The organism is Tepidibacillus decaturensis, from assembly GCF_001561915.1.
GTDB lineage: Bacteria > Bacillota > Bacilli > Tepidibacillales > Tepidibacillaceae > Tepidibacillus_B > Tepidibacillus_B infernus.
Genome location: NZ_LSKU01000001.1, coordinates 2,131,899 through 2,143,029, shown reverse-complemented (window position 1 = coordinate 2,143,029; position 11,131 = coordinate 2,131,899). Strand labels below are relative to the sequence as shown.

13 protein-coding genes and 1 riboswitch are annotated in these 11,131 nt (G+C 37.6%); all 13 genes read left to right on the top strand.

Features of this window, described 5'->3' with window-relative positions; all coding sequences use genetic code 11:
• Nucleotides 1-14 precede the first annotated feature (14 nt).
• Nucleotides 15-209, top strand: a riboswitch (cobalamin riboswitch).
• Between the two features lie 286 nt (nucleotides 210-495).
• Nucleotides 496-1,179 carry an energy-coupling factor ABC transporter permease gene (locus U473_RS10130; RefSeq protein WP_082732594.1) on the top strand — a complete coding sequence of 228 codons (684 nt, stop codon included), beginning with the start codon at nucleotides 496-498 and terminating at the stop codon, nucleotides 1,177-1,179.
• Nucleotides 1,115-1,444 (top strand): energy-coupling factor ABC transporter substrate-binding protein, encoded by a 330-nt coding sequence (locus U473_RS15725; protein WP_082732491.1) that lies wholly within the window; start codon nucleotides 1,115-1,117, stop codon nucleotides 1,442-1,444. Before U473_RS10130 ends, U473_RS15725 begins: the two co-directional genes overlap by 65 nt.
• Nucleotides 1,445-1,452: 8 nt before the next feature.
• Nucleotides 1,453-2,154, top strand: a complete 702-nt coding sequence (cbiQ, locus tag U473_RS10120) for a cobalt ECF transporter T component CbiQ (protein WP_068725969.1) — start codon at nucleotides 1,453-1,455, stop codon at nucleotides 2,152-2,154.
• A 15-nt stretch (nucleotides 2,155-2,169) separates the two neighbouring features.
• Complete coding sequence (locus U473_RS10115) at nucleotides 2,170-3,009, top strand: energy-coupling factor ABC transporter ATP-binding protein (RefSeq protein ID WP_068725967.1); 840 nt, start codon at nucleotides 2,170-2,172, stop codon at nucleotides 3,007-3,009.
• A gap of 15 nt (nucleotides 3,010-3,024) precedes the next feature.
• A complete protein-coding gene (gene cobJ, locus U473_RS10110) occupies nucleotides 3,025-3,801 on the top strand; it encodes a precorrin-3B C(17)-methyltransferase (RefSeq protein WP_321164168.1) in 777 nt (258 codons plus the stop codon).
• Nucleotides 3,802-3,831: 30 nt separating this feature from the next.
• Nucleotides 3,832-4,725 carry a sirohydrochlorin chelatase gene (locus U473_RS10105; RefSeq protein ID WP_068725962.1) on the top strand — a complete coding sequence of 298 codons (894 nt, stop codon included), beginning with the start codon at nucleotides 3,832-3,834 and terminating at the stop codon, nucleotides 4,723-4,725.
• Between the two features lie 33 nt (nucleotides 4,726-4,758).
• Nucleotides 4,759-5,517: a precorrin-6A reductase gene (cobK, locus tag U473_RS10100; RefSeq protein ID WP_068725960.1), complete on the top strand. Its 759-nt coding sequence runs from the start codon at nucleotides 4,759-4,761 to the stop codon at nucleotides 5,515-5,517.
• Nucleotides 5,518-5,556: 39 nt separating this feature from the next.
• Complete coding sequence (locus U473_RS10095) at nucleotides 5,557-6,219, top strand: precorrin-8X methylmutase (RefSeq protein WP_068725958.1); 663 nt, start codon at nucleotides 5,557-5,559, stop codon at nucleotides 6,217-6,219.
• Complete coding sequence (locus U473_RS10090; RefSeq protein WP_068725956.1) at nucleotides 6,216-7,313, top strand: cobalt-precorrin-5B (C(1))-methyltransferase; 1,098 nt, start codon at nucleotides 6,216-6,218, stop codon at nucleotides 7,311-7,313. The genes U473_RS10095 and U473_RS10090 overlap by 4 nt, the downstream gene beginning before the upstream one ends.
• A complete protein-coding gene (locus U473_RS10085; protein WP_068725953.1) occupies nucleotides 7,301-8,557 on the top strand; it encodes a bifunctional cobalt-precorrin-7 (C(5))-methyltransferase/cobalt-precorrin-6B (C(15))-methyltransferase in 1,257 nt (418 codons plus the stop codon). The genes U473_RS10090 and U473_RS10085 overlap by 13 nt, the downstream gene beginning before the upstream one ends.
• The gene (cobI, locus tag U473_RS10080) at nucleotides 8,544-9,263 is read left to right on the top strand and encodes a precorrin-2 C(20)-methyltransferase (protein ID WP_068725951.1); all 720 of its coding nucleotides are present in this window, start codon (nucleotides 8,544-8,546) and stop codon (nucleotides 9,261-9,263) included. The genes U473_RS10085 and cobI overlap by 14 nt, the downstream gene beginning before the upstream one ends.
• A complete protein-coding gene (gene cobM / locus U473_RS14645; RefSeq protein ID WP_068725949.1) occupies nucleotides 9,260-10,039 on the top strand; it encodes a precorrin-4 C(11)-methyltransferase in 780 nt (259 codons plus the stop codon). Before cobI ends, cobM begins: the two co-directional genes overlap by 4 nt.
• The coding region (locus tag U473_RS14640) for a cobalt-precorrin 5A hydrolase (protein ID WP_068725947.1) at nucleotides 10,040-11,131 on the top strand (1,092 nt) is incomplete at its 3' end.

The window sequence follows — 11,131 nt, the reverse complement described above, 5'->3', positions numbered from 1 at the left end:
AAAGTTAATAAAATTAAATATCGTTGGAAATAGGTTCCAAGTTATGCAATGATAACTTGGATTAAAAGGGAAGTCGGTGAAAATCCGACACGGTCCCGCCACTGTAACGAGGAGTCTGTATAAATCATTGCCACTGATTGAAAAATTGGGAAGGCCTTATACAGACGGTGAATCGAAGTCAGGAGACCTGCCTATTTTCAAAACACAAAACCCTACGGGAGATAGGGGAGTGTTTGTCGTTTCAGTGCCATATCAGCATTGATTACACATTAGAACACTTCAACGCTTTCCTTGTAAAACGAATAGAAGTGTTTTTCTTGTGAAATAGGTGATATGGTGGAGAATATTCACTAGAGCACATCAAGCACTTCTATCTTTAGGGTAGGGGTGCTTATTTTATTGGAGGGAGGAATTGATTTGCAAAATCGATCATTTAGTGTTGAGGTTTTGTTATTAACGATTTATTTTTTGTTCATTCCACAGTCTGCTTATGCGATGCATATCATGGAAGGTTTTTTGCCGGTTAAATGGGCTGCTTTTTGGTGGGTACTTTCTACTCCGTTTTTCTTGTTTGGAGTGAAAAGGATTCGTATCGTTATCAAAGAAAATCCTCAGTTTAAATTACTACTTGGTGTAATAGGGGCGTTTACTTTTGCTTTATCTGCTCTAAAGCTACCATCAGTTACAGGGAGTAGTAGTCACATGACAGGTGTAGGATTAGGCGCGATCTTATTCGGTCCAGCGATCATGAGTGTAATTGGGGGAATTGTTTTACTTTTTCAGGCTCTTTTACTCGCCCATGGTGGAATTACCACTTTAGGTGCTAATCTTTTTTCGATGGCGATTACTGGGCCAATATTTGCTGTAGGTACGTATCATGTTTTTAAACGTTTGCTCCATAGAGATAAGCTTGCAATCTTTTTGGCAGCAAGTTTAGGGGATCTAATGACTTATGTTGTGACTTCACTTCAATTATCTCTAGCGTTTCCTTCACAAATTGGTGGAGTGATGGAATCATTTCAAAAATTTTTTACGATCTTTGCTGTTACTCAGGTGCCGTTAGCGATGATTGAAGGAATCATTACAGTTATTGTTATTCAACTTTTAAAGCAAAATCATCAGCAAGAACTGCAATTTCTTTTACAAAAAGAAAGGAGGTTTTTTACTTGGGGTAAATAAAAAAATACTACTTAGTGTATTCGTTTTGTTCCTTATTCTCTTTTTACAAAATTTTTTAGGAAATCTTGAATTTGCTGGGACGGATGATCAAGCACAAGGAGTAATTTCATCGATAGATCGAGATTATCAACCATGGATTACAAATTTGTTTTTTCAACCGAATGAGACAATGGAAAAGCTCCTTTTTTCCGTTCAAGCTATTTTAGGATTCGGTGTTCTCATTTATGGAATTGGTTTTTATCAAAGGAAGGATAAAAACAGGTGAGAAATTAAATGTTGAAAATTGATCAAATTGCGTATACCAATCGTTTCATTCGACTTGATCCTTTAATCAAATTGGCATTTGTGTTTGTAAGTTTTATTTTCTCTTTTTTGTTTCATTGGGTTGGCGATCTTATGATCTGGGTTATTACTGTCACGATCACTATTGGTTTTGCCAAAGTGCCATGGAAAGATTATCTAACATTATTGCTAGGGATGGGTCTTTTTCTAGGAGTAAGCCTAATTAGCATTATGGTATCCATTTCTCCATCACCAAAAATGATGTTGGGCTTTCTTTCCATCGGCCCTTATTTTATTGGTATTACGAAACAAGGAATAGAAACAGCAGGAAGTATATTTTTTCAATCGCTGTCTAACACGGCAAGTTTACTTTTTCTTATACTGACGACTCCGTTTCATGACTTAATAAAAGTAATGGAAAAATTGAAAATTCCTGTTGATCTTCTCGAAATTGCGAAGCTCATCTATCGTTTTCTATTTGTTTTGTTAGATACAGCCTATCAGATGAAAATGGCACAAACTTCACGGCTTGGCTATAAAAACTTTACTCGTTCACTTTATTCATTTTCTGCTTTATTATCACAACTTTTTATAAATTCTTTAGAGCGTTATCAAAAATGGGCAATCGGTTTAGAAAGTAGAGGAGTGATTGAAAGTTCTATTGTAGCTGATCAAGCTAATACCGAAGTATAAAAGGATGGAAAGCAGATGGAATCATCAATCATCGAATTGGAAAATGTAATATATCAATACCCGAATGGTACGGTAGCACTTGATCGCCTTACCTTAAAGATCTCGAATAGCAAAAAGGCGGCGCTAATTGGCCATAATGGCGCTGGGAAATCAACACTTTTAGGTCATATTAACGGCATTTACCGACCAACAACAGGTAAAGTGATCGTCAATCAAAAAGAAATAAGGTATTCTCGTTTGGAATTAAATCGATTAAGAAGGAAGGTGGGGATTGTTTTTCAAGATCCAGAACAGCAACTCTTCTCGTCAAATGTTTGGGAGGATATAGCCTATGGACTCAAAAATTTGAACGTTCCCGATAAAATGATTCAAGAAAAAGTTCAGTTCATCATGGAATATTTACATATCACTCATTTAGTACAGAGGCCAATCCATTATCTTAGTTTAGGTGAGAAAAAATTAGTAGCCTTAGCTGGAGTCTTGGTGATGGAACCAGAGATTTTATTATTAGATGAACCTACAGCTTATCTTGAACCGAAGGCTATCGAACGATTAATCCAATTTTTAGAAGAAGAATCAAGCTCCAAGTTAATCCTTTTATCTACTCATGATTTGGAATTGGCTTATCAATGGGCCGATCATCTTATTGTTTTAAAAAATGGAAAAAAATTAAAAGAAGGAACACCTATGGAGATTTTTTCTGACGCAACAATATTAAGGGAATCTGGCTTAAAACTGCCAATTTTATTGGAAATATACCAAGAGTTATTAAAACAGAAACGAATCGATTCTTCAATAAAACCACCAACTTCATCTACTGAATTATTATCTTTATTACATAACATCTGTAAATAAAAAGTGAAAGGAAATATGGACAAAATGGGAACGATTAGACATCTATTCATTGTTGGAATTGGACCTGGAAGTGCTGAATTAATGACAAAACAAGCACAACTTGCCATTGAAAAAAGTGAAGTTATTGTTGGGTATCGAACTTATATCGATCTTATCCTACCATATATACAGGGAAAAGAAGTGGTTGCCACAGGAATGACCAAAGAGATCGAAAGAGCAGAAATCGCGATTGATCTAGCAAAAAAGGGAAAGAAAGTAGCTGTTATCTCTAGCGGAGATGCCGGGGTATATGGAATGGCAGGGCTTATTTACGAAATGATCGCAGCAAGAGAGGAAAAAATATCTGTTCAAATTGAAGTCATCCCTGGTATATCAGCAGTCAACGCAGCTGCGGCTTTACTAGGAGCACCGCTTATGAATGATTATTGTACCATCAGTTTGAGCGACCTTTTAACACCATGGGAACAAATTGAAAAAAGAATTCGTCTGGCTGCAGATGCAGATTTTGTCATCGCCCTTTATAATCCAAAAAGTAAGAAAAGAATTCTACCGATCCAAAAAACGCAAGAAATTTTATTACAATACCGCTCGGTTGATACACCAGTAGGCATTGTGAAGAATGCGTATCGTGACGATCAAGAAGTCATCGTAACGACTTTAGGAGAAATGCTCCATCATGAGATGAATATGGTAACCACCATTATTATTGGCAGTTCGGACACTTTTAAATTTGATCAAAAAATCGTGACACCACGTGGTTATCAAAATAAATACAGTTTAACAGAACGCTAACAAAAAATGATAAATTTTGGGGGAGAAGAAATGGAAGCCATTTTATTTGTCGGGCATGGGAGTCGAGATTCAGAAGGAAATGAAGAAGTACTTCGTTTTACAGAAAAAGTAGCACAAAGAATCCGGGGAATAAAATCGGTACCGATTATTGAAACTTGTTTTTTAGAATTAACCACTCCCACAGTTTCTGAAGGAATGGATCAATGTATTCGTCAAGGGGCAACAAAAATCGCTCTCGTTCCTATTATTCTTTTTTCCGCTGGTCATGCTAAAATACATATTCCTAATGAGATTGATCAAGCAAAAGTGAAATATCCAGGTATCACTTTTACATACGGAAGGCCTATCGCGATTCATGAAGTAACATTACAAATTCTCACAGATCGTCTGAAAGAAATAGGTTTTCAAGGAGAAAGCGGGGAACAAAGAAAAGAGGAAGCCATTTTACTAGTGGGGAGGGGAAGTAGTGATCCCGATGCAAACAGCGATCTTTACAAAATCATGCGGTTATTATGGGAACGGATCCCAGTTAAGTGGGTGGAACCTGCTTTCATGGGAATAACAGAGCCGACGTTTACAGAAGGAATCGAAAGATGTATTGCGACAGGGGCAAAAAACATTTATATCTTACCTTTTTTCTTATTTACGGGGATATTGATCAAACGAATGGATCAAATGATCGAACATTATCAACAATTATATCCAAACCAAAAGATCAAAAGAGCTCCATATCTAGGGCTTGATCACAAATTAATCGATGTTCTCACTGACCGTGCCTTTGAAGCATTAGAGGGGAAACCAGCCCTTAATTGTGACCAATGTATGTACCGTATTAACTTCATCCATCATTCGCATCATGAACATCATCATGATCACCATGATCACGTACATCACCATAATGGTCATCATCACCATCATGAATAAGTGAACAAGAACCATAAGCAGAGGTTAGATAAAATGTTAGTATTAGCAGGAACAAAAGATGCAAGAGAACTAACTGCTTTTTTACTTCAACATAATAAGAAGGTATCCGTAAGTGTGGTCACAGAACAAGCTGCCCAAAAATATAAATCTCTAAACATCCCCATTAATATTGGAAGGTTAACGAAAGAACAAATGCTAGAAATGGTCCTTGCAAAGAAATTTAAGGCCATTATTGATGCGACACATCCTTATGCAGAACTCGTTTCAAAATATGCGATGGAAGTAGCAAAAGAAGTAAAAATACCTTATTTACGGTATGAGCGGCCGTCAACAGTTCTAAATGAGAACCAATATCTTCATTTCGTATCTTCCTATTTAGAAGCCATTGAATGGATCAGAGAAAAAAAAGGTGTTGTATTCGTAACTACAGGAATCAATAAAATTGATCGATTTGCAAAGTCATTGTTAGGGGAGCCAAATATTCGGCTTATTTTTCGCATCTTGCCTACGGCAGAGAACCTACAAAAGTGCGAATCATTAGGAATACCAAAGGAAAATATCATTGCCATGCAAGGAACATTTTCAGCTGGATTGAACCAAGCCATCTATAAAGAATATGGAATCAATCTTCTAATTACAAAGGAAAGTGGGAAAGAAGGAGGATTTTTAGAAAAGGTAGAGAGTGCCATTCAAATGGGAATTGAGACGATCGTGATACAAAGGCCCAAACTACAATATCCAATTGTGTTTCATCATTTTGAAGATTTATTGAAATACCTAGAGAAACACTAGTAAATGAGTTGTAAATGAAATCAACGAAAGGTGAGGGATATGGATTTTTTCGTAGAATTTTCGCCAATAACGACTCAACCTCAGGAGATTGAGTTGAAAAGTTTTGAAATGATAGAAGAAGAAATCGGTAATCATTCCTTTTCAGATGCACAATTTCCAATTGTCAAAAGGGTGATTCATACGACCGCGGATTTTGAATTAGGGAGAAGTTTACGATTTCATCCAGAAGCAGTGAAAGCGGGTATCTTCGCAATTCGCCAAGGAAAAAAAATTGTGACGGATGTGGAAATGGTAAAAGCAGGAATCCATCAATCTCGCATCACTCATTTTGGTGGACAAATCATTTGTCATATACGGGATGAGGATGTAGTCAAGAAAGCAAAAGAACTAAACACGACGCGTTCGATTATTGCCATGCAAAAGGCAACAAGTCAAATAGAGGGTGGGATTTTTGCCATTGGAAATGCACCAACAGCACTTCTAGAACTGATTCGGCTGATAAAATTGGAAAAAGCAAAGCCCGATCTCATCATCGGCGTTCCTGTTGGCTTTGTATCTGCAAAAGAATCAAAGGAAGAATTACAGAAATTAGATGTTCCCTATATTACCAATCAGGGAAGAAAGGGTGGAAGCCCAGTGGCTGCAGCAATTGTGAATGCTCTCTCACTGATGGCTCAACAAGTTGATAAGGATGTAGAATGAGTAAGAAAAAAGGATTACGAAGCGGATATACCACAGGAGCCTGTGCAACTGCTGCAACAAAAGCAGCTTTACTTATGTTAATTGAGCAGAGCCAAATTCTTGATATTGAAATCCAGTTGCCGATTGGTGAGAAGGTTAGATTTCCCATTCAAAACTCTACGTATAGCCTAACCTTTGCAATGGCAGGTGTGATCAAAGATGCAGGCGATGATCCAGATGTCACCCACGGAGCGCTAATTTTGTCAACCGTTTCATGGCTTAATGAAGAAAGAATCGAGATAGACGGTGGAAAAGGGGTTGGTCGAGTAACCAAACCTGGATTACCGGTCCCTATTGGCGAAGCAGCAATCAATCCTGTTCCAAGACGCATGATCGAGAAAGAAGTAAAACAGCTATTAAATTTTTATCAACTTACAAAAGGTGTAAAAGTGGTCATTTCGGTACCCAATGGTGAAGAGTTAGCGAAAAAAACATTAAATCCTAGATTGGGGATTATTGGTGGGATTTCCATTTTAGGATCAAGAGGTACGGTGATTCCTTACTCTCATGATGCTTACCAGGCTAGTATTGTTCAAGCGATTCGTGTTGCCAGAATCAATGGCATCGACCATTTTATTTTAACGACTGGGAGTACAAGTGAAAAGATCGCGCAAAACATTTTTAAGGAAAAAGAGGAAATGGCCTTTGTTCAAATGGGTGAATTTGTTGGTTTTGCTTTAAAACAAGCGAAAAGATTAGGAACAAAAAAGGTGACCATCTTAGGGATGATTGGAAAACTATCCAAAGTTGCGCAAGGGAAAATGATGGTTCATTCAAAAGAGTCGAGTATTGATTTTCAATTTTTAGCTAATATTGCAAACCGGCTTCACTTTTCAGATTCTGTTCAAGCACAAATTCGACAAGCCAATACGGCTGCATGGGTTGAGAAAATCATAATCGAAGAAAATAGACCATCTTTTTTTGCAGAAATTTGCCGTTTAGTCGCTTTAGAGAGTCTTTCTTATATTCAAGGAGGATTAATCCTAGAGGTCATTCTTGTTTCAAAATTGGGAAGAGTTCTTGGGAGGGTGGAGATGGATGAATGGAAAAAATGAAGATCATTGGTATCGGTGATGATGGAGAAAATGGAATTTTTCCTCACTACCGAAAATGGATTGCCGAAGCAGATATTTTAGTAGGTGGAGAAAGACAACTTTCCTATTTTCCCGATTTTCAAAAAGAAAAATGGATTTTAAGAGGGGATTTACCATTTATCCTACATCGTTTAAAGGAGGAAGCAATCAACAAAAAGGTGGTTGTTCTTGCTTCAGGTGATCCACTTTTCTATGGAATTGGCCGTTTATTTCTTGACATTATAGGGTGCGAAAATCTATCGATCTATCCTCACCTAAGTTCAGTTCAATTAGCATTTGCTAGGTTGGGAGATTCTTGGCAGGATAGTTATATTGAAAGTTTACATGGGAGGTCATTGACAGGGTTAGCCCAAAGAATCGATGGAAAAACAAAGATTGCTCTGTTAACGGATGCTGTCCATTCACCAACAATGATTGCGCAGTATCTACTAATCTATGGATTTGATGAGTATGAAATGTTTATTGGTGAACACCTTGGTGGAAAAAATGAAAAGATTTATCTCTTATCTCTTGAAGAAGCGGGTGATCAAACATTCGCGCCGTTAAATATCGTCATAATGCGGAAACGAAAAGAAATTCCAGCCGTTCAAAGTTGGAATTTAGGAATCGAAGACGAAGAATTTTATCAAAAAAAGCCAAAAAAAGGATTAATAACCAAAAAAGAGATACGGGTATTAAGTTTAGTAGAAATGAAATTAAGATCAGGAGATATTCTTTGGGATATTGGAGCTGGGTCAGGTTCTGTTTCCATTGAAGCATCCAAATATCAGCCAGATACTGAAGTTTATGCGATTGAAAAAGACATTGAGAATATAGATTTTATCAAAAAAAATATGAAGAAGTTTCGTACGGATTTTACAGTTATCCATGGGGAGGCCCCAGATTGTTTAAACGATCTTCCCGATCCAGATGTGATTTTTGTTGGAGGGAGCAATGGGAGGTTAGAAGAAATCCTCCAGCTAGGCTGTCATCGGCTGAAGCAAAACGGAAGGGTGATTGTGAACGCCATTACGATGGAAACATTGATAGAAACATTACATTTTTTTGAAAATAGGGGATGTTCACCGAAAATTACACTTGTGCAGATTGCTCGAAGTAAGCCGATTGCTAGTAAAACAGGATTTGAGAGTTTAAATCCAATCTATATTGTCACAGCAACGAATCCAAAAGGAAAAAGAAAGGAAGAAGTAGATGGAAGAGCATAAAATCGGACAATTTTTTGGTATTGGCATTGGCCCTGGCGATCCCGAACTTCTCACATTAAAAGCATTACGGGTGATCAAAAATTCACCGGTGATTGCTTTTCCAATAAAGGCGGTAAATGAGACGAGTTATGCTTTGTCGATTGTAAGGAACTTTATTGATATAAAACGGCAGCAATTACTTCCTTTACTGTTCCCGATGACCAAAAATAAAGAAATCATCGAACAGCAATGGAAAGAAGCAACAGAAGCAGTATTTCGCCACTTACAGCAGGGAAAGGATGTTGCCTTCCTTACAGAAGGAGACCCTTTATTTTATAGTACATTTATTCATCTTTATCGATATATGGGACTCCTTCATCCAGAGGTTACCGTCCAATCGATTCCGGGAATTTCTTCAATTTTTGGTGCCGCGGCTTCATTACATTTACCATTGGCTGATGGCGATGCACAGGTCGGAATTATTCCAGCTACGAGAAATAAAGATCACATGAAAAAAGCGATTGAACTACATGAAACGATTATTTTCCTAAAAATAGCAAAAGTCCTTGATTTATTGGTCGATGTTTTAATCGAAACCAATACCTTAGAAAAGGCTGCAATAGTCACAAAAGCAACTTCAAACGAAGAAATCATCTATAAAAACGTTTTAGATTTAAAAGGAAAAGAGTTGCCCTATTTGTCATTAATGGTGGTGAAGAGAACATGATGAAAGAAAATAAGGTTTATTTCGTTGGAGCAGGACCTGGAGACCCTGATCTCATCACAGTAAAAGGGTTAAAATTACTGCAACAAGCAGATGTGATTCTTTATACCGATTCTTTAATCCATCCTTCTTTATTAGATAGGGTAAAAAAAGGAGCAAAAACGATTAAAACAGCTGGGCTTACCTTGGAACAACAAATAGAGATGATCGTTGAAGAAGTTCAAAAAGGAAGTCTTGTTGTTCGCTTACATACTGGGGATCCTTCAATTTTTAGTACGACATCTGAACAAATGAGACGATTGCAACGGGAAGGTATCGATTATGAGATCATCCCTGGTGTAAGTTCCGTTTTTGCGGCTGCTGCACAAATCAAGGCGGAGCTTACCATTCCAGAACTCACTCAGACGTTAATCATTACAAGAATAGAAGGAAGAACCCCTGTACCAGAAAAGGAGAAATTAAGAGAATTAGCACGTCACCATAGTACCCTTGCATTATTTTTAAGTTCATCATTTATTGAAAAAGTCGTAGAGGAATTAAGATTCGCTGGATGGGCAGAAGATACACCGATTGTGGTTGTATATCGTGCGACTTGGGAGGATCAAAAAATGATCCAAAGTACATTGGCAAAAGTGGTAGAAGAATTGAAGAAAGAGAATATTCACTCCCATGCGATGATTTTGGCCGGCAACGTTTTTCAAAATCATCTGGATATCGATAAAAATCGTTCCAAATTGTATGATGGTCGATTTAGCCACGGATATCGAAAAGGGGAGTAAATGGTGAAGAAAGCATATGCGATTGTGGCAATTACAAAAAAAGGAGTAAGTCAAGCACGATTTCTGCATGAGCAATTACCTGATAGTGATCTTTATTATCCAAAAAAATGGGTTTTCGGAGATGAAGAAGAAAAGGGTATTTACGTAGTTGATGGTAGTATGGCAACGCTCTTATCTTCCTTATTTTTATCCTATCGAGGATTGATCTTATTTATGGCACTTGGAGCTGTTGTGCGAATAATTGCTCCACTTATCAAGGATAAAAGGACAGATCCAGCTGTAGTTGTCTTAGATGACAATGGCCGATATGCTATTAGTGTCTTATCTGGACACTTAGGAGGGGCTAACCATTTAGCCAATAAAGTAGCCAATTTAGTGGGGGCTATTCCAGTTATTACCACTTCATCTGATGTCAATCAAAAAATAGCTGTTGATTTGCTAGGAGTTCAATATGGTTGGCAGCTGGATTCCGTACAACATGTTACAGCGGTAAGTGCAGTGGTTGTGAATGACGAAAAAATTGCGATGATTCAAGAAGTTGGAGAAAGGGATTGGTGGCCTTCTTCGATTCCTCGTTCTGAGCAATTTACGTTTTATTCTTCGATATCAAGTGAAAGTAGAATCAAGGAAGATTATCAAGGGGCAATTGTCATTACCGATCGATTACTTCATCAAGAAGAATGGGGAGATCTCCCTGAGGCAACAATTCTTTATCGTCCGAAAACATTAGTGGTTGGAATCGGATGTAATCGTGGTACATCAGCTTCGGAAATCGAGTCTGTGATATTTTCTACGTTAGAAGAGGAAGGATTATCCTGGAAGAGTATTGACCATCTCGCAACCATTGATTTAAAAAGGGATGAATTAGGATTATTAGAGATTCGTCAAAAGTACCAATGGCCAATCGTCTTTTACACAAAAGATGATTTAAATCAGGTTACCATTCAACACCCTTCAGAAACGGTTTATCGTCATATAGGGGTCTATGGGGTGAGTGAACCTGCTGCTTGTTTATCTGCTAGAACGAATCAACTTCTATTGCGAAAGAAAAAAGCAGGGAATGTTACGATTTCCATTGGTAGATTAGAGAAA